The 17,609-nt window shown below is 50.2% G+C and carries 19 protein-coding genes; 15 read left to right on the top strand and 4 right to left on the bottom strand.

Annotated elements, in window-relative coordinates; genetic code table 11:
* Positions 1 to 8: 8 nt before the first annotated feature.
* The 4 genes from groL to HMPREF2541_RS07325 all read right to left on the bottom strand — a co-directional run bounded on the left by groL (position 9) and on the right by HMPREF2541_RS07325 (position 4,870).
* Positions 9 to 1,652 carry a chaperonin GroEL gene (groL, locus tag HMPREF2541_RS07340; RefSeq protein WP_064083988.1) on the bottom strand — a complete coding sequence of 548 codons (1,644 nt, stop codon included), beginning with the start codon at positions 1,650 to 1,652 and terminating at the stop codon, positions 9 to 11.
* A gap of 70 nt (positions 1,653 to 1,722) precedes the next feature.
* Positions 1,723 to 2,010: a co-chaperone GroES gene (gene groES / locus HMPREF2541_RS07335; protein ID WP_003824210.1), complete on the bottom strand. Its 288-nt coding sequence runs from the start codon at positions 2,008 to 2,010 to the stop codon at positions 1,723 to 1,725.
* 290 nt (positions 2,011 to 2,300) lie between these two features.
* Complete coding sequence (locus HMPREF2541_RS07330; RefSeq protein WP_049257898.1) at positions 2,301 to 2,975, bottom strand: response regulator; 675 nt, start codon at positions 2,973 to 2,975, stop codon at positions 2,301 to 2,303.
* Positions 2,972 to 4,870: a type IV pili methyl-accepting chemotaxis transducer N-terminal domain-containing protein gene (locus HMPREF2541_RS07325; RefSeq protein WP_070542665.1), complete on the bottom strand. Its 1,899-nt coding sequence runs from the start codon at positions 4,868 to 4,870 to the stop codon at positions 2,972 to 2,974. The genes HMPREF2541_RS07330 and HMPREF2541_RS07325 overlap by 4 nt, the downstream gene beginning before the upstream one ends.
* 320 nt (positions 4,871 to 5,190) lie before the next feature.
* Between HMPREF2541_RS07325 and HMPREF2541_RS07320 the strand changes: the two genes are divergently transcribed.
* The 15 genes from HMPREF2541_RS07320 (at position 5,191) to grcA (ending at position 17,325) form a co-directional block, all read left to right on the top strand.
* Complete coding sequence (locus tag HMPREF2541_RS07320) at positions 5,191 to 6,441, top strand: MFS transporter (RefSeq protein ID WP_003824214.1); 1,251 nt, start codon at positions 5,191 to 5,193, stop codon at positions 6,439 to 6,441.
* A gap of 104 nt (positions 6,442 to 6,545) precedes the next feature.
* Positions 6,546 to 7,925 (top strand): NarK family nitrate/nitrite MFS transporter, encoded by a 1,380-nt coding sequence (locus HMPREF2541_RS07315; protein WP_003824215.1) that lies wholly within the window; start codon positions 6,546 to 6,548, stop codon positions 7,923 to 7,925.
* Positions 7,926 to 8,118: 193 nt separating this feature from the next.
* A complete protein-coding gene (gene glp / locus HMPREF2541_RS07310) occupies positions 8,119 to 9,345 on the top strand; it encodes a molybdopterin molybdotransferase MoeA (protein ID WP_070542663.1) in 1,227 nt (408 codons plus the stop codon).
* Positions 9,346 to 9,453: 108 nt separating this feature from the next.
* Positions 9,454 to 10,440: a GTP 3',8-cyclase MoaA gene (gene moaA, locus HMPREF2541_RS07305; protein ID WP_064086291.1), complete on the top strand. Its 987-nt coding sequence runs from the start codon at positions 9,454 to 9,456 to the stop codon at positions 10,438 to 10,440.
* Positions 10,441 to 10,962 carry a molybdenum cofactor biosynthesis protein B gene (gene moaB / locus HMPREF2541_RS07300; RefSeq protein ID WP_023887191.1) on the top strand — a complete coding sequence of 174 codons (522 nt, stop codon included), beginning with the start codon at positions 10,441 to 10,443 and terminating at the stop codon, positions 10,960 to 10,962.
* A 14-nt stretch (positions 10,963 to 10,976) separates the two neighbouring features.
* On the top strand, positions 10,977 to 11,603 hold the full coding sequence (locus HMPREF2541_RS07295; protein ID WP_083296790.1) for a molybdenum cofactor guanylyltransferase: 627 nt from the start codon (positions 10,977 to 10,979) through the stop codon (positions 11,601 to 11,603).
* Positions 11,604 to 11,671: 68 nt separating this feature from the next.
* Positions 11,672 to 12,577, top strand: a complete 906-nt coding sequence (locus HMPREF2541_RS07290; RefSeq protein ID WP_070542660.1) for a choline kinase family protein — start codon at positions 11,672 to 11,674, stop codon at positions 12,575 to 12,577.
* Between the two features lies 1 nt (position 12,578).
* Positions 12,579 to 13,475, top strand: coding sequence for a DMT family transporter (locus HMPREF2541_RS11635; protein WP_083296789.1), 897 nt, complete (start codon positions 12,579 to 12,581; stop codon positions 13,473 to 13,475).
* Positions 13,472 to 14,164, top strand: coding sequence for an NTP transferase domain-containing protein (locus HMPREF2541_RS07285; RefSeq protein WP_070542657.1), 693 nt, complete (start codon positions 13,472 to 13,474; stop codon positions 14,162 to 14,164). The genes HMPREF2541_RS11635 and HMPREF2541_RS07285 overlap by 4 nt, the downstream gene beginning before the upstream one ends.
* 1 nt (position 14,165) lies before the next feature.
* Positions 14,166 to 14,897, top strand: coding sequence for a hypothetical protein (locus HMPREF2541_RS07280; RefSeq protein WP_064086504.1), 732 nt, complete (start codon positions 14,166 to 14,168; stop codon positions 14,895 to 14,897).
* Positions 14,898 to 14,916: 19 nt separating this feature from the next.
* Positions 14,917 to 15,390: a cyclic pyranopterin monophosphate synthase MoaC gene (gene moaC / locus HMPREF2541_RS07275; protein ID WP_035573466.1), complete on the top strand. Its 474-nt coding sequence runs from the start codon at positions 14,917 to 14,919 to the stop codon at positions 15,388 to 15,390.
* Positions 15,374 to 15,628: a molybdopterin converting factor subunit 1 gene (gene moaD, locus HMPREF2541_RS07270; protein ID WP_070542654.1), complete on the top strand. Its 255-nt coding sequence runs from the start codon at positions 15,374 to 15,376 to the stop codon at positions 15,626 to 15,628. Before moaC ends, moaD begins: the two co-directional genes overlap by 17 nt.
* A gap of 1 nt (position 15,629) precedes the next feature.
* Positions 15,630 to 16,076, top strand: coding sequence for a molybdenum cofactor biosynthesis protein MoaE (locus HMPREF2541_RS07265; protein WP_023887187.1), 447 nt, complete (start codon positions 15,630 to 15,632; stop codon positions 16,074 to 16,076).
* Positions 16,077 to 16,513: 437 nt separating this feature from the next.
* Positions 16,514 to 16,852 (top strand): cupin domain-containing protein, encoded by a 339-nt coding sequence (locus HMPREF2541_RS07260; RefSeq protein ID WP_003824229.1) that lies wholly within the window; start codon positions 16,514 to 16,516, stop codon positions 16,850 to 16,852.
* Between the two features lie 83 nt (positions 16,853 to 16,935).
* Entirely contained in the window at positions 16,936 to 17,325 is a 390-nt protein-coding gene (gene grcA / locus HMPREF2541_RS07255) for an autonomous glycyl radical cofactor GrcA (protein ID WP_003824230.1), read from the top strand.
* The last annotated feature ends 284 nt before the right edge of the window (positions 17,326 to 17,609 follow it).

The following is a 17,609-nucleotide window of genomic DNA, read 5'->3' as shown; positions in this document are numbered from 1 at the left end:
TGGGATGATTACATCATGCCCATTCCGCCCATGCCTCCCATTCCGCCCATGTCGGGAGCGGCAGGTTTGTCTTCCGGAATGTCGGCTACCATGCATTCGGTAGTCAGCATCAGGCCGGCGATAGAAGCGGCGTTTTGCAGCGCGAAGCGGGTAACTTTGGCCGGATCGATTACGCCCATTTCCAGCATGTCGCCGTAGCTGTCGTTGCCGGCGTTGTAGCCGAAGTTGCCGTTGCCTTCCAGCACTTTATTCACCACCACGCTCGGCTCGCCGCCGGCGTTGGCCACGATTTGACGCAGCGGAGATTCAACCGCACGCAATACGATTTGCACACCGGCTTCTTGGTCGGCATTGGCGGTTTCTACTTTGCTCAGGGCAGAGCGGGCACGCAACAGGGCTACGCCGCCGCCGGCCACCACGCCTTCTTCTACAGCGGCACGGGTGGCGTGCAGCGCGTCGTCCACACGGTCTTTCTTCTCTTTCATTTCCACTTCGGTGGCTGCGCCCACTTTGATTACAGCCACGCCGCCGGCCAGTTTGGCCACGCGCTCTTGCAGTTTTTCCTTGTCGTATTCGCTGGTGGCGGTTTCAATCTGAGTGCGGATTTCGGCCACACGGGCTTCTACGGCGGATTTATCGCCCAAACCATCGATGATAGTGGTGTTTTCTTTGCCCACTTCGATGCGTTTGGCCTGACCCAAATCTTCCAGCGTGGCTTTTTCCAAAGACAAGCCCACTTCTTCGGCGATCACGGTGCCGCCGGTGAGGATGGCGATGTCTTGCAGCATGGCTTTACGGCGGTCACCAAAGCCCGGGGCTTTCACAGCCACGGTTTTCAGGATGCCGCGGATGTTGTTCACCACCAGCGTGGCCAAGGCTTCGCCTTCCACGTCTTCAGCGATAATCAACAGCGGGCGGCTGGTTTTGGCTACTTGTTCCAACACAGGCAGCAGGTCGCGGATGTTGCTGATTTTTTTGTCAAACAGCAGAACAAACGGGCTGTCCAGTTCGGCCAGTTGTTTTTCCGGGTTGTTGACGAAATAGGGGGAGAGGTAGCCACGGTCGAACTGCATACCTTTTACCACTTCCACTTCGTTTTCCAGCGATTTGCCGTCTTCTACGGTGATCACGCCTTCTTTGCCCACTTCGTTCATGGCTTGAGCGATGATATTGCCGATGGATTCGTCAGAGTTAGCGGAAATAGAGGCCACTTGGGCGATTTCCTTAGATTTCTCCGGCACGGGCTTGGCAATATTCTGCAACTCTTTTACCAGAGCGGAAACGGCTTTGTCGATACCGCGTTTCAGGTCGGTCGGGTTCATGCCTGCGGTAACGTATTTCATGCCTTCGGCCACGATGGCTTGTGCCAACACAGTAGCGGTGGTGGTACCGTCGCCGGCTACGTCGTTGGTTTTGGAGGCAACTTCTTTCACCATCTGCGCGCCCATGTTTTCAAACTTGTCTTTCAGTTCGATTTCTTTGGCCACGGTCACGCCGTCTTTGGTGATGTGCGGGCCGCCGAAAGCACGGTCGAGCACCACATTGCGGCCTTTCGGGCCGAGGGTTACTTTCACGGCGTTGGACAAAACGTTTACGCCGTTTACCATCTTCTGGCGGACTTCATTGCCAAACTGTACATCTTTTGCTGCCATGTGTATGACTCCTAAAATAAAAAATCAGTAATTAAAAAATCAGTAATTTCTGTTCTTGAATCAGCGCGGTTTATTCCACGATGCCGAAGATGTCTTCTTCGCGCATCACCAGCAGCTCTTCGCCATCGGCTTTTACGGTTTGGCCGCTGTATTTGCCGAAAATCACGCGGTCGCCCACTTTCACATCCAGCTTGCGGCGCTCGCCGCCTTTGGTGAGCTTGCCAGCGCCCACGGCTACCACTTCGCCCATATCGGGCTTTTCAGCAGCAGAGCCGGGCAAAACAATACCGGAAGCGGTTTTTTCTTCGGCTTCCAGGCGTTTGATAACCACACGGTCGTGCAACGGACGAATTTTCATAAATCTTCTCTCCAAAATTGAATTTGATGATTTGTTGCTACCCAATTGAGGGTAAACAGAAATGTGCCGGGCAGGGCGCGGCACGCTGCTTATGCGGCGAAGGAAATGGAGTTGGAGGCGTCGAATTCAAGGGCAGACCGGAAAAAATATCCGGCTGGAGGGAGAAGGGGACGGACTAGATTGGGGAAGATGACTTTCAGGTAGCCTTTTGCCGGAGTAGGGCAGGGCGCAGGCTACCTGAAAATTGGGGGAAGAAATTTGGATCATGGAGATGATGTTTTCAGGTGGCCTCAATCAGCGGGTTCCTCTTCTTCTGGCAAGGGCAGATTGTGCTGCACGGCATAAACGGCGGCTTGTACACGGCTGCCGAGTTCGAGCTTGCGCAGGATGTTTTGCACGTGCACTTTCACGGTGGACTCAGCCAAATCCATGCGCTTGGCGATGATTTTGTTGCTGTATCCCACGGCGAGGTAGCGTAGCACTTCGAGTTCGCGCGAAGTGAGGGTGTCGAGGGCGCTTTCGGCGGCGGGCTGAGCTGGGCGGATGAGGGATTGCACCATGCAGGCCATCATTTCGGGGGAGAAGACGTTATCGCCGTTGGCAGCTTTGCCGATGGCGTCGATAAGGAAGTTGGCATTAATGTTTTTCAAGAGGAAGCCGCACGCACCCAGGCGCATACATTCCACTAAGTTTTCGCCGTCTTCCGATACGGTGAGCATCACCACCTTCTGCTCGGGGCGGCTGCTGAGGATTTGGGCCAGCGCTTCGCGCCCGTTCATCACGGGCATGTCGAGGTCGAGCAGCACCACGTCGGGCGCAAGCTGGCTCACCAGCTTCACGCCGCTGAGGCCGTCGGCAGCTTCGCCCACTACTTCGTAGTTTTCCTGCCGAGCGAGCAAGGCTTTGATGCCGCTGCGGAATAGGGTGTGGTCGTCGATGAGTACGATGCGGATTTTTTCGGTCATACCTGTCTTCTTTCTTCGTAAGGCAGATTCAAGGTTACCCGGGTGCCGCCGGGTTTGGAGTGTAGGGAAAGCTGGGCGCGGATGCGTTGGGCGCGTTCGTGCATGATGTTCAGCCCAACATGGTTGCCGGAATGCTGTTCTTTGAGCCGTTCGATATTGAAGCCGCGCCCGTTATCTTCAATTTCCATCACAAAATCCTGCCGGTTGTCGAAGCGGATATCCACTTCGGTGGCTTGGGAGTGTTTGCGGATATTGGAGAGGCTTTCCTGCAATATAAACACGACTTGCAGCTGCTGCTCGCTGTTGAGCTGGGGGCCGTTGCCGTGCCAATGCAGGCGCACGCCGATTTGGGTTTGGCGCTGGAAGCGGTCGGTTAGGGTCTGCACCACTTCGGTGAAGTCTTTGTTGTTGATTTTGGTGCGGAAGTTGATGAGCAGTTCGCGCACGTCGTCATAACACTCTTGGATGCCGTCTTTAATATAGTGCAGGTTTTCGTTGATTTGCTCTTGTTCTTGGTTTTGCAGGGCACTTTCCAACATCTGCACTTGCAGGTTGAGGAAGGTGAGGGCTTGGGCGATGCTGTCGTGCAGGCCTTGGGCGATGAGGTTGCGCTCCTGCAATACAGCCAGCTGGCGGCTCTCATCAATCAGGCGCAGGTTGCTCACCACCACGCCGAACTGGCTGCACAGGGCTTCCCACAGTTCGGTATCGGCCATGGCCACGGGCTCTTTCTGTTTGAAATAGAGCGTAACCATGCCGAAATCTTGCGCTTTATATTGGATTTTAAAAATGCGCAGCTGCTGGAAGCCCATGCGGCTGCATTCGCTGTTATCGGTGTCGAAGGCGTGGCCGTCTGGTTCACGCACGAATTGGATGGGCTGCCAGTCGTCGTGTACCACGGCGTGGCCGCACAAGCAGTCGTCGAAGCGCTGGCAGGCTTCGGCGGTTTGCAGGCTGTCGGGTAGGTTGATTTGGCTCACCAAATCCATACGCTGCCGTTTGAAATCGATTAAGCGGATGCTGCCGGCATCAGCGGCCACCATTTCCAGCATTTTCTGCAGGAATACTTCGGCAGCCTCGGTGGTGGTTTGGGTTTGACTGAGAAAGCGCGAAAAGAAATACAGGGTTTCTAGGGTGTGATGTTTGCTGGCCAGGTCGCGTGTTTTTTCCAGTACTTCTTCTTCTAGGTGGGAATAGAGTTGGTGCAGGCTGCTGCTCATCTGGTTGAAACCGTTGTCTACACGGGCGAACTCGGCGGAGTGATCAATGGGGATTTGAATGCCGAACTGCCCATCGTGAATAGCAGCCACGCCTTGTTGCAGATGCTGTAAAGGTTTAATAATCCACCAATACAGCAAAAACACCATAAAGGCAGAACTCATCACCACCAACACCAAAAGGCAGCTTTGAAACAAGCGCAGCCAAGAAATATAGCGCGTGTTGGTTTGCTCAACGGCAGAAACTAAATTATCCAAACGGCTGAGGAAGGGTTGCAGTTGTTTATCGGTAACCGGACGATTTTGTTGGTAGGCTACCTGAAAAGCCGGGCGGATATTTTGCCGCCATTGCTGGTCTAATTCGTTGAAACGCTGCCACACCACTTTGTCTGGCGGCAGGAACAGCGGGCGGGCACGGTCGCCGTGGCGCACGTTGTCGAGGATACTGTCGTATTGCTGCAACCGCTGTTCGATTTCTTCTGCTCCGGCATTTTCGCGAATTAACAGGGCAATGCGGAAGCTTCTCAGGCGCAAGCTGCCGATGTCGTTGATGGCAGCAGCACTGCCCTCCAGCCGCCAGGAAATCAGCAGGGTGTAGCTGATGGAGGCCACGGCGATGACGAGCCACAGTAGGGTCAGCAGCTTTAGCCGAACAGACAGGCTTTTGAAAAAGTTCATGGATATGAGCGGAGAAATCAAAAAGAGCAATCTCTCATTATACGCGTTTAACCCATGAAGCTTAACTATCGGCTTAGTGAAAATGGTTACCGCTCTAATACTTTCGGACTAGAAGACCTAGCTACAACAGGGCTTATTTAATCCAAATCATTGTTTTAAAATTCGCAACGGCTAAAACCCTTATTTTTCCAGTGTGATTTTTTGTTTCGAAAAATAAACGGTTTGGCTTCGCATGCTTCAATCGGCGGTTTTCAGGTAGCCTCTTCCTTATCAGGGTGTGCAAACCGCGAAATTTCCCCTTAGTATAGAGAAAACAAAAAATGAAATCAGAAAATTACAAACGCTACTCCGTGCTTATTTTCAGCACGTTTGCCTTCACAGTCTGCTTCATGATTTGGATGATGCTGGCGATTGTTGGCGTGAAAGTGCAGGAGCAGCTCGGCCTGAACGAAACACAAACCGGCATCCTGATGGCCGTGCCGGTACTCTCCGGCTCGCTCATTCGCGTACCGCTGGGCATCTGGACCGACAAATTCGGCGGCCGTATTGTAATGTTTGTATTGATGCTGCTTTCCGTGCCCGCCATCTTCCTGATGAGCTACGCCACCCACTACTGGCACTTCATCGCCATCGGCCTGATGATGGGCTTGGCCGGCGGCTCCTTCTCCGTGGGCACCCCCTATGTGGCACGCTGGTTTCCGAAACACCAGCAGGGCTTGGCCATGGGCATTTTCGGCGCGGGCAATGCCGGTAGCGCCATCAACAAATTCGTTGCCCCTGCGCTGATTAAATATTCGGCAGCAGCCGGTGCCGGCGCAGCCGCTTGGGTAATCGTACCGAAAGTGTACGCCGTCATCATGGCCGCTACCGCCGTATTGTTCTGGTTCACCACCTACCCCACCCCGCATAACCCCAACACCGCGCCCAAAGCCTCGCTTGCCGACCAGCTGGCCATGCTGAAAGACCCCGGCGTGTTGCGTTACAGCCAGTATTATTCCGTGGTGTTTGGCGGCTATGTGGCATTGGCTCTGTGGATGACTAAATACTACATTAATGAATACGGGCTGAGTATTGCTACCGCCGGTATGTTGGCTGCCTGCTTCTCCCTGCCTGGCGGCGTATTGCGCGCAGTAGGTGGCTGGTTATCAGATAAATACGGTGCCTATAAGGTTACCTGGGGTGTGATGTGGGTATTGTGGGTGTGCTTCTTTATCTTGTCCTACCCGCAAACCGACCTCGTGATTGCCACCACGCACGGTCCGCAAAGCCTGCACATCGGCCTGAATGTGGTGTTGTTTACCGTTTTGATGTTTGCCGCCGGTATCGCCATGGCGGTGGGTAAAGCCTCTGTGTTCAAATTTGTGGCCGACGACTACCCGAACGACATCGGTACGGTATCCGGCATCGTGGGTTTGGCTGGCGGTTTGGGCGGTTTCCTCCTGCCGATTATGTTCGGTATGTTGCTCGACCTCACCGGTATCCGCTCCACCACCTTCATGCTGCTCTACGGCACGGTGTGTGTATCGCTGATTTGGATGCACTTCTCTTTCAAAGCCAAACGCGAACAGTAATCCGCTTAAAGGCTACCTGAAAACTGCGCAGCGGTTTTTCAGGTAGCCTCCATGTTAAAAACGTGCTCGCAAAAGCTGAACACTTACCACATTAGGAAAATGATATGTCTCACTTAATTCAAGACTGGCGGCCGGAAGATCCCGAATTCTGGCAAAGCACCGGCCGTAAAATCGCACGGCGCAATTTGTGGATTTCCATCCCTGCGCTGTTTTTGGCGTTTGTTATGTGGCAGGTATGGAGCGTAACCATCCTTAATCTGCCCAATGTCGGCTTCAATTTCAGTAAAGACCAACTGTTCTGGCTGGCTGCATTGCCCGCCTTATCTGGCTCTACCTTGCGCGTGTTCTATTCCTTTATGGTGCCGATTTTCGGTGGTCGCAAATGGACTGCGATTACTACCGCCAGCCTGCTGTTGCCCGCTATCGGCATCGGCTTTGCCGTGCAAGACCCGACTACCAGCTACAGCACTATGGTGATTCTTGCCCTGTTGTGCGGTTTCGGTGGCGGCAACTTCTCTTCCAGTATGGCCAACATCAGCTTCTTCTTCCCCAAAGCGGAAAAAGGCAGTGCGCTCGGCCTGAATGCCGGTTTGGGTAATCTCGGCGTATCTGCCGTGCAGTTCATCGTGCCGCTGGCCATTACCGCCGGCCTGTTCGGCGCGTTGGGCGGCGAACCGCAAACCATGATGAAAAACAACGAAACCGTGCAAATCTGGCTGCAAAACGCCGGTTTTGTGTGGGTGCCATTCATTATCTTGGCCACTTTGGCAGCTTGGTTTGGCATGAACGATTTGGCCAGCGCCAAATCCAGCTTCAAAGAGCAGTCTGTGATTTTCTCACGCAAGCACAACTGGATTATGTGTATCCTTTATTTGGGTACGTTCGGCTCTTTCCTCGGATTCTCTGCCGGTTTTCCATTTTTGATCAAACTGCTGTTTCCGGAGATTAATCCCGCCAAATTCGCCTTCCTCGGCCCCTTGGTAGGCGCGCTCACCCGTTCTGCTGGCGGTTGGGTGTGTAAAAAACTCGGTGGCGGCGCGCGCACCACGCAGGTGGTGTTCGTGGGCATGATTATCGGCGTGCTCGGCGTATTGATGTTCTTGCCGACGAACGGCCAGGGCAACTTCCCTGCCTTCTTTGCCTGCTTTATGGTGCTGTTTGCACTCAGCGGCATCGGCAATGCTTCCACTTTCGTACAAGTGCCGCTGATTTTCTTGGGTTTCCATCAGAAATTTGCCGATGCCGGCCAAATCACCCAAGAACAATGCGTACAAAATGCTAACCGCGAAGCCGCCGCTGTTATCGGGTTCACCGCCGCATTTGCCGGCTATGGTGGTTTCCTGATTCCGAAAAGCTTCGGTACTGCGCTCTCTCTTTGGGGCAGTGTGAACGGAGCCTTGATCGGCTTTATCCTGTTCTACATTATCTGTGCCGGGTTGAACTGGTGGTACTACGCCCGTAAGAATGCCGAAGCCAAGTGCTAAAACGGCAGGCTACCTGAAAATGCAAAACAGGCTTTCAGGTAGCCTTTTAACCACTTAATAGCTAAAGCATCAGTTTCTGCCTGCCTGCGTTGGTTTGTTTTGCTGTAACCCATAATTGGTTGCAGTTCGCCAACTGGCAGGAGGAGCAGCACACACTCATCTCTTTATATTTTTGATAATAAGGAATCTATCCATGGCCCTTACCCCTGTTCACGAACTGCAAGCGCTGATTCACGCCAAAATCGCCGCCGTGCAAAAGCCGTTGGAAACCGAAACCGTACCGCTGGTGTCGGCAGTGGGGCGTGTGCTGGCGCAGGATGTGGCGGCGGCGGTGAATATTCCGCCCGCAGATATTTCTGCCATGGATGGCTACGCCCTGCCCGTGGCCGCGGCGGCAGGTAGTGAATGGAAAGTAGTGGGCGAATCGGTGGCCGGGCAGCCGTTTTCAGGTAGCCTGCCTGCCGATGGTTGCGTGCGCATCATGACCGGTGCAGTGGTGCCGGCAGCTTGCTCCAGCGTGGTGATTCAAGAAAACGTGCAGTTGCAAGACGGTGTGATCCGTTTGGAAAAAGACGCGGCTGAGGGCGGCAATATCCGCCGCCGTGGCGAAGAAATTGCGGCAGGCGATACTGTGTTGCAGGTAGGGCGGATTCTGCGTCAGGCCGATATCATGCTGCTGGCCGCCTTGGGCTATGCCCAAATCGAAGTGCGCCGCAAATTGCGTGTGGCCGTACTTTCTAGCGGCGACGAACTGCTCGAACCGGGCACGGCCGACAACCGTACCGACCGCATTTATGACAGTAACCGCTATATGTTGATGGCGCGACTCGCACCCCTGCCGGTGGAAGTGATCGACTTTGGCCAAGTGGCCGACCGGTTGGAAGACGTGTTGAAAATACTGAATAAAGTTATCCACCAAGCCGATGTGCTGATTACCACTGGCGGCGTATCCGTGGGCGATTATGACTTCATGCGCGAAGCCGTGGAGCGCGTGGGCAGCATTCATCACTACAAGGTTGCCCTCAAGCCGGGCAAACCCTTCGTGTTCGGCCAAATCATGACTACTTGGTGTTTCGGCCTGCCGGGCAACCCGGTGTCTGGTTTTGTAGGCTTTGATATTTTCCTCAAATCCGCCCTGTGGCAGCTGTGCGGCGCGGCCGAAATCCCTCAGCCCGTGCGCTTTACGGCCAAACTGGCCGAGCCGGTGAAGAAAAACCACAGCCGCACCGATATTCAGCGTGGTATCATAAGCCGTCAGGAAGACGGCACTTGGCTGGCCGCACCCTGCGGCAGCCAGGATTCGCACCGTATTTATCAGGTGAGCCGCGCCAATGCCTACCTGATTCTCCCCGCCGAAAGCGGCTCGCTGCCTGCTGGTGCGGAAGTGACGGTGCAACCTTTTACCGAAGCATTTTTGTAAAGCTGGAAAGGCTACCTGAAAAGCCACGCCAGCTAAGTTTCAGGTAGCCTGTGTCCCATAAGTAAATAGAATATAGAGCAACCGGCACACACCAGACGGAAACCCATTATGACCCCGCCCCACACACTCACCGACCCCTACAACCGCCGCCTGAGCTACCTGCGGCTGTCGGTTACCGACCTGTGCAACTACCGCTGCACCTACTGCCTGCCCGACGGCTACCAAGGCAAAGCCAAGCCCGACGAACTTACCCTGCCAGAAATCGAAACTCTAGTAAACGTGTTCGCTGCCGCTGGTACGCGCAAAATCCGCCTCACCGGCGGCGAGCCCACCCTGCGCCGCGATTTGGCCGACATCATCGCCGTGTGCAAAGCCAACCCGCTGATTGAAAACGTGGCACTTACCACCAACGCTTTCCGACTGGCGCAGCTCTTCCCAGCCTACCGCGCTGCCGGACTGGACAAAATTAACATCAGTATCGACAGCTTCGACCCGGACGTATTCTTCGAAATCACCGGCAAGCGCGAATGCACCAACATCCTGCGCGCGCTCGACAACATCCTGGCCGAAGGCTTCTGCAACGTCAAAGTCAACACCCTGCTGCTGCGCCGCTACGCCGAGCGCACGCTGGCCGACGCGCTCGATTTCGTGCGCGAGCGCCCCGTAACCTTGCGCTTCATCGAATTGATGCAAACCGGCGACAACGGCAGCTTCTTCAACAGCCAGCACCTCTCCGCCGCCGAAATCGAACGCGGCCTGCAGGCGCAAGGCTGGCAGCTGTTGCCGCGCCAGCCGCACGCCGGCCCCGCACGGGAATATTTCCACCGCGATTTCTCCGGCAGCATCGGCTTCATCGCCCCCTACAGCGAAGATTTCTGCAAAAGCTGCAACCGCCTGCGCGTTACCGCCCAAGGCAAAATGCACCTGTGCCTGTTCGGCGGTATTGCCTACGACCTGCGCCCCCATCTGCGCGAAGGTGATGCCGAAGGCTTGCGCCGTTATCTGCATCAAACCATTGCCGAAAAACCCGAACACCACTATCTGCACGATAAAAAAGTCGGCCTCATCACCAACCTTTCCATGACCGGAGGCTAAATGCACCGCTCCGCACCCGAATTCCGCCCCTTCCGCATCCACCTGCTCACCGTAACCGACACCCGCAGCCCCGCCGAAGACGGCAGCGGCAACTATCTGGCCGAAGCCCTGCAGGCCGCAGGCCACGTGTTGTACGCGCGTGATTGGTGCCGCGACGAGCGCTACGATATCCGCGCCATCGTTTCCGCCGCCATTGCCGAGCCGCAAACCGACATCGTGTTGATTACCGGCGGCACTGGCATGTTCGAGCGCGACATTACCCCCGATGCGGTGGAAATCCTGTTCGACAAAACCATCCCCGGCTTCGGCGAAGTGTTCCGCGCCGTGTCTCTGCAGGAAATCGGCATGTCGACCATCCAATCGCGCGCCGTGGCCGGCATCGCCAACCGCACGCTCATTTTCTGTCTGCCCGGCTCCACCGGTGCCTGCCGCACCGCTTGGGAAAAAGTCATCGCCCCGCAACTCGACCCGCGCATCAACAGCTGTGGCTTCACCCGCGTGTTCAACGCTTGGGGCAAGTGAGTAAACCCGGCCTCATGGAGATTGCTACCGAGCCGCTGCTGATTTTATGCGGCGGATTCAGCCGGCGGATGGGCCGCCCCAAGCCGCTGTTGCCGTTTCGCGGCGTGCCGCTGATTGAGCGCCTGGCCTCAGCGGCAAACCGGCCGCTGTGGATTGCTTCGGCCGGGCAGCGTTTCCCCCATCTCCCCCTCGCGCGATACTTGCCCGATGCCCTGCCCGAACGGCAGGGTGCTTTGTCCGCCATTCTGCCCGCGCTCGAGTTGGCTACCGAACAAGGCCATGCCGGCATTTATGTGCTCTCCTGCGATACCCTGCTGCTGCCTGAGCAAGTGGCAGGCTGTTTGCAACAATCGCGAAACAGTGCCGCTTGGCAGCAGGGCGTGGCCGCGCTGAGCGGCGGCGGGCGGGATTATCCGCTATTGGCGCATTGGTCTGCCGCCCTGGCCGCCCCGCTGCGCCAATACGTAGCAAGCGGGCAGCGCCGCGTAACCGCCTGGCTGCAAACCGTGCCGTTTGCCGTTGCGCCGCTGCCGGATGAATGGCTGCCGCTGTGCAACTTTAACACGCCACCAGAGTTTGCACGGGCGGTGGAGCAGGCAGAACGGTTGTTTGGTCATGGAAGGCAGGTTATATTAGAATAATAGATATAAACCAAAAATATCCTTGCCAGAAATGAAACCCTGTCGCATAAATATGAGTGATTAATAATATGAAAATTAATCAATTTATTGCACTATTGTCTGAAAGAGCGCCTCAGGACCTAATCAGTGCTTTAATCGAGTATCACATAATTTTCTCTTCTATAGGAGGAATGACAAATCAAAATTATTTGGTAACGATTGACAATATTCAATACGTTCTAAGGATTCCAAATAAAATCAATTCCTTGCTGATAAATAGAAATTATGAGGAATATAATTCTAAACTTGCGTCTGATATTGGAGTCAATGTAAATACTTTATACTTTAATTCCAAAACAGGTGTCAAATTGACAGAATACCTACATGAAAGTAGGGTCTTAAAAAAAACCGATATTCTAGATGATTTTATAGTTAAAGAGATCTCAAAAACTTTTTTGAATTTACATAATGCAGGTTGTAAGTTTATTAATAGATTTAATGTTTTATCAGAATTTAACTATTACATATCTCTACTGAAGGATAAAAATAGACTTTTAAAATATCATTCATCGATTGGTGAGTTGATAAATTTTTTATTTAAATTAAATGATAGATATTTCTCCCATGAGAATAAGATATCTCCATGCCATAATGATTTGGTTCTTGAGAATATATTATTAAAAAAGGAGAGGATATTTTTAATTGATTGGGAATATTCTGGCATGAATAATCCCATATTTGATATTGCAGCTTTTTTGCTTGAAGCTGAGTTGGATACAGAAGAAAGTTGCTATTTTTTAGAACATTACTATGGAGATGTTTTTCCTATCTATAAAGAAGATATTCTAAATAAAATAAGAAGTTATCAGTTCTCCCAGGATCTGCTTTGGTTTGTGTGGACGCTAATTAAGGAAGAGCATAATGAATATTTTGGGGATTATGCCAAATGTCGGTTAGAACGTTCTATAAGAATTATGAGGGAGATAAAATTATAAAATGGGATATTTTTTTGGAGGAATATCAGGATTTTTTTGGGCACTTTCTGGTGTGCTATACAGTTATTTATATACCAATTACCCGAATTTTAATGCAATAGGAGTATTGGTATATATTTTGCTACTATCTGAGTTTTTCTCTTTCTTAAATTTATCAGTTATATTTTCTTTTAGATCCAGAAAAATACCAGAGCTAAAAATTAAGTATGCGATTCTCCCATTTTTTTCCGGAGTGTTTGGTGGCGCAGTTGGTATGTATGCTTATCTGATGAGTATTCAATATATTGGTATTGAATATACAGCATTATTATCTAGTAGTTACCCAGCAATTGCTGCTTTGTTAGCGTGTATTTTTTTAAAAGATAAATTAAATTCTGTTGGGGTGGCTGGTTTTTTTATCTTAATTGTTTCATCTGTAATGCTTATTCTTCCATCTTATCAACATAAAAATTTGGATTATTTTTATTTTATATTTGTATGTATTTGTTCGATTGGGTGGAGCCTTGAAGTGGTTTTATCATCCTATACCATGAAGTTTATTGCACCGGAATTAGTATATGCAATAAGAGTTTTAGGGGCCATAAGTGGCTATTTTGTTATTATTTTCTTTAATAAAATAGAAATTTATTCATTGCTGCATTTATTAACTATAAGAAATTCTTCTATAATATTATTTATACTTGCTTCGGGATTCTTGTCCTATTTTTATTATTATAAATCAATTGGTTTGGTTGGGCCAATTCGAGCTATAACCATGAATATTACATATACAATATGGACGGTTATTATGAGTTATTTATTTTTAGATATAGATGTTAATTTAATGACTATTTTGTGTTGCTTAGGGATGTTTATTGGTACATGTATTACTTTATCATCTAGAAAGGTACCTTTGTGAATGCGATTATTCTAGCAGCTGGGCTAGGGAGTAGGCTTAAAGAAATTACAAAGAGTAAACATAAAGCTCTTATTGAAATTAAAGGTATTCCTAATATTGAAAGAACTATTTTATATCTCAAAGAGGCGGGTATTGATGAAATTTATATTGTAACAGGCTACCTTTCTAGCCAGTTTGAATATCTAACTTATAAGTATGGGTGTAAGCTGATAAAGAATAACAAATATAGAGAATATAATAATATATACTCTTTTTACTTAGCCTCTAAGTATCTTAGTGATTCCTACGTAATTGATTCTGATGTGGTCCTATTTAAAAATATATTTTTAGATAAACCCGTATTTAGCACTTATTATACTATCATAAGGCCAGAGTCTGATGAGCTTGAGTGGAATCCTATTCTAAATGAAAAGGGGATAGTAACTGATATTATTATTTCTTCAAGACACCTACCTAGCTTGCTTGGTATTTCATTTTGGAATCTTGGTGATTCCAAGAAAATATTAGCTGAGCTGGAAAAATATAACAAATTGAGTGTTTTAGAGGATAGTAAGTTATATTGGGATAATATTCCAATGTCATTACTTGGTTCAATGGAAATAAGAGTTAGGGAGTTAAGTATTTGTGATGCGTATGAGATGGATAATATCATGCATTATAAATTTATTTCTAATATAGGAGAGTGGTAAAATGAAAAATTTTTTTGAAAGCACATTTTTTATATCTTTATGTCACCCATTTAGCTCTAAAAAGAGAAAGGAAAAACGTAAAGAAATAGGCGAGAGAAGAGAAGAGCTTAGGCAAAAAATATTTTTAGAAAATTCGCAACTTATTTTTCAGAAGTTATCTAGTGCGATACAATCATTTAATGAACCTATAAAAGTTTGGTTAGAGTTTGGTACGTTATTAGGTTATTATAGAGAGGGAGATGTTATTGCTCATGATACTGATATTGATTTTGGGATTGAGGATTCTATATTTGTGAGTAATTTTATTAATCATCTTGTACGTAATGGGTTTAAGGTGGTGAATTATTTTAAAATTCAGTCAGACTCGAATAAGGATTTAAATAATTTTATTGCGGAATATGCTATTTATTATAAGGATATTGTAAAGATTGATTTTTTCGTATTTAGGACGGTGGGCGATAAAAAATACAGTTACCATTTTGATGCTGGTAACGAAGGCTGGGAGGGAAAATTAATTGTGAACTGTATTGAGATGGATAGCTTTAACTTGGAGGAGTGTTATTTCAAGGGCGCAAAATTCTATATTCCAGATAATGCGGGAGAGCATCTTGCCTCAATTTATGGCAATGATTTTATGACTCCAAAGATATATTATTATTGTGATAGAGAAAAAGATTTTGAGTATGTAGTAAATGATGCATATGCGTTGAAAACGATGAATATGCATTCATAGATGATAGTCTAAGGATAAAATTTTGCTGACACATTTAGATCAACACAGCCGCAGCAGCATGGTGGACGTGGGTGATAAAGCTGTCACCCGCCGTGTGGCTGTGGCTGCCGGGCGGGTGGTATTCCCGCCGGAAGTGTATGCCCAAATCCAGGCGGCCAACGGGCAAACTGCTAAGGGCGCGATTACCGAAGTGGCGCGCTTGGCCGGCATCATGGCGGCGAAAAATACCGCCAGCTTGATTCCGCTGTGCCATCCGATGATGCTGGAGCGCTGCAAGCTGGAGCTGGAATACGACGATGCCGCACACGGCCTGAATATTCGCGCCGAAGTGGCCGTCAGCCATAAAACCGGTGTGGAAATGGAAGCGCTCACCGCCGTATCCGTGGCAGCGCTCACGGTGTACGACATGACCAAAGCCCTGAGCCACGACATCCAAATTCAAGACATCCGCCTAATACACAAATCCGGAGGCAAACATGAGTTCAACCGTTGAAATCACCGTGCTGTATTTCGCCGCCCTGCGCGAACAGGCGGGCAAAGAGCAAGAAAAAATCCACGTCGCCGAGGGCTGCACCGCAGCAGCCTTATACGAGCAACTCTCGCAGCAATACCGCTTCACTCTGCCGCAAGAACGCGTGCGGGCGGCGGTAAACCATGCGTTTGCCGATTGGCTGCAGCCGCTTGCCGCCAACGACATCGTGGCCTTTATCCCGCCGGTAGCAGGAGGTTGAAATGTTTGATTTAACCGAACAAGCGATAGACAGCCAGGCCTTGCGCCAACAGCTTTTAAACAACGAGCAATGCGGCGCCTTCCTCAGCTTTGAAGGATGGGTGCGCCGACAAAATGACGGGCAGCGCGTAGATTATTTGGTATACAGCGTGTATGAAGAGCTGGCGCGTCGGCAAGGGCAGGCCGTAATTGAAGAGGCCAAACGCCGCTTCGGCCTAGAAGCTGCCGTGTGCGTGCACCGCTATGGCCGGTTGGAAGTGGGCGATATGGCGGTGTGGGTGGGCGTAACTGCTGGCCACCGCGACATGGCCTTCGCCGGCTGCCGTTATATTATAGATACGGTGAAAGCCGAAGTGCCGATTTGGAAACAGGAATTCTACAGCGGCCAAGTCGTTGCCGCATGGCTGGACAATCAAACGGCCGATGCCAAACGCCAACTGCTCAAATAACGCTTGGCAAGTATTGAAGAGGCTACCTGAAAATTTCAGGTAGCCTTTTTGCATGAGTTTAAAAAGAGACATGTTAGTGTGAGGAGCTAATTTTACATGCTGAAGTTTATAGGCTACCTGAAAACAAAATAGCCTGATTTTTAGGTAGCCTTTTATTTTGTGTGGTTTTTTAATCAAATGCAGCCAGCTATGCTAATTTGAGGTCAACTAAAAATTGAGAAAGATCAGTAAAATCTGTAAAATAGCGGTCAATAGCAGAATAGAGCAGCAGCTTGGGAATACTGTTTGCATCATTAATTTTCCCTGAGCCGCTTCAGCTTGGCTGCTGATGCATTTTCTGCTGAGATTGATTTAAAACTGAACGGTTGCCGTATTCCAACGGTCTGTTGAAGCTTTATCCTAGCGTTGGCAGCATCCGAATTTTTAGGAGAAATACCATGCGAGGCTATCAACTAGACCCACACCAACCCGTAGGCGGCGTGATTGCAGAGGATGCCGATCAGCAAATCGTGCAGCTCAATCTGCAAAAAGGCAACGAAGTTCCACCTTATTCAGCCGAGGCCATCATTACCATTACCGTGCTCTCCGGCTCGGTGTGCCTGAAAACCGAGCAAGGGCAGATTGATTTGCAGCCGATGACCCTGGCGCGGCTTGAACCGCAGGAAACCCATGCCCTGGTGGCCTTGGAAGACAACACCTCCGTGCTGGTGGTGAAACAGCTGTGCTACCACGCCCTGCTCAACCAAAAACTGCGCTTCGGCCGCTGCTGCGTTTAACCGTTTTCGCGCCGTATTGCCCGGCAATGCGGAATTATTTTAAAACCATCGCCTTACAACACAACTCTTGGAGATGAATCATTATGATTAAAGGTATTCAAATTACCCAATCGGCCCAACACCCCGCCTTGGTGCACTCTTTCTGGCTGTTGGACGACGAAACCCAGCAGGCACGTTGCCTGTGCAGCAAGGACGAGCATTTCGCTGCCGACCAAATCGTTGCCCTGAGCGATTTGGGCGATGTGAGCTACCAAGAAGTGGCTGTAGACAGCTACGTGCGTCCGAAAGTGGAAGGTGGTCAGCACCTGAACGTGAATGTGATGAGCCGCGAAATGCTGGAAGACGCAGCTGCTAATCCCGATAAATATCCGCAGCTCACCATCCGCGTATCCGGCTATGCCGTGCGCTTCAACTCCCTCACGCCCGAGCAGCAGCGCGATGTGATTACCCGTACCTTCACGCAGCATATGTAAACCGGAATCACAGCACAGCCCCGCCGTTTCAGATGGCGGGGCTGGTTTTTTGCGGGGTATGAAATAGCTAATAGCAGGACAGCAAGATAAGTGAAAGCAGTCCCAGTTTTTGTTTAACCATTACCAAACAGATTTCAGGTAGCCTGATTGATAAACGGAAAGGCTACCTGAAAACTCAAAATGGTTTAGTTATATTGACCATATTTTTCAGGTAGCCTCATGCCGCAGAAATTTTAAGCTCCGGCTTATTTTTTGGGGCTGACGTAGATTAGCCCTAAATTCCA

The organism is Eikenella sp. HMSC061C02 (genome assembly GCF_001809035.1).
GTDB classification, from domain to species: Bacteria; Pseudomonadota; Gammaproteobacteria; order Burkholderiales; family Neisseriaceae; genus Eikenella; species Eikenella corrodens.
This window is presented reverse-complemented; position numbering and strand designations above follow the sequence as displayed.

Excerpts from the sequence above, each read along its gene's own strand:
- HMPREF2541_RS07315 (WP_003824215.1), top strand. The coding sequence starts at position 6,546 with ATGTCTCACTTAATTCAAGACTGGCGGCCGGAAGATCCCGAATTCTGG.
- moaB (WP_023887191.1), top strand. The coding sequence starts at position 10,441 with ATGCACCGCTCCGCACCCGAATTCCGCCCCTTCCGCATCCACCTGCTC.
- HMPREF2541_RS07325 (WP_070542665.1), bottom strand. The coding sequence starts at position 4,870 with ATGAACTTTTTCAAAAGCCTGTCTGTTCGGCTAAAGCTGCTGACCCTA.
- HMPREF2541_RS07290 (WP_070542660.1), top strand. The coding sequence starts at position 11,672 with ATGAAAATTAATCAATTTATTGCACTATTGTCTGAAAGAGCGCCTCAG.
- HMPREF2541_RS07265 (WP_023887187.1), top strand. The coding sequence starts at position 15,630 with ATGTTTGATTTAACCGAACAAGCGATAGACAGCCAGGCCTTGCGCCAA.
- moaD (WP_070542654.1), top strand. The coding sequence starts at position 15,374 with ATGAGTTCAACCGTTGAAATCACCGTGCTGTATTTCGCCGCCCTGCGC.
- HMPREF2541_RS07260 (WP_003824229.1), top strand. The coding sequence starts at position 16,514 with ATGCGAGGCTATCAACTAGACCCACACCAACCCGTAGGCGGCGTGATT.
- HMPREF2541_RS11635 (WP_083296789.1), top strand. The coding sequence starts at position 12,579 with ATGGGATATTTTTTTGGAGGAATATCAGGATTTTTTTGGGCACTTTCT.
- HMPREF2541_RS07320 (WP_003824214.1), top strand. The coding sequence starts at position 5,191 with ATGAAATCAGAAAATTACAAACGCTACTCCGTGCTTATTTTCAGCACG.
- HMPREF2541_RS07280 (WP_064086504.1), top strand. The coding sequence starts at position 14,166 with ATGAAAAATTTTTTTGAAAGCACATTTTTTATATCTTTATGTCACCCA.
- HMPREF2541_RS07330 (WP_049257898.1), bottom strand. The coding sequence starts at position 2,975 with ATGACCGAAAAAATCCGCATCGTACTCATCGACGACCACACCCTATTC.
- groES (WP_003824210.1), bottom strand. The coding sequence starts at position 2,010 with ATGAAAATTCGTCCGTTGCACGACCGTGTGGTTATCAAACGCCTGGAA.
- glp (WP_070542663.1), top strand. The coding sequence starts at position 8,119 with ATGGCCCTTACCCCTGTTCACGAACTGCAAGCGCTGATTCACGCCAAA.
- HMPREF2541_RS07295 (WP_083296790.1), top strand. The coding sequence starts at position 10,977 with ATGGAGATTGCTACCGAGCCGCTGCTGATTTTATGCGGCGGATTCAGC.
- grcA (WP_003824230.1), top strand. The coding sequence starts at position 16,936 with ATGATTAAAGGTATTCAAATTACCCAATCGGCCCAACACCCCGCCTTG.
- moaA (WP_064086291.1), top strand. The coding sequence starts at position 9,454 with ATGACCCCGCCCCACACACTCACCGACCCCTACAACCGCCGCCTGAGC.
- groL (WP_064083988.1), bottom strand. The coding sequence starts at position 1,652 with ATGGCAGCAAAAGATGTACAGTTTGGCAATGAAGTCCGCCAGAAGATG.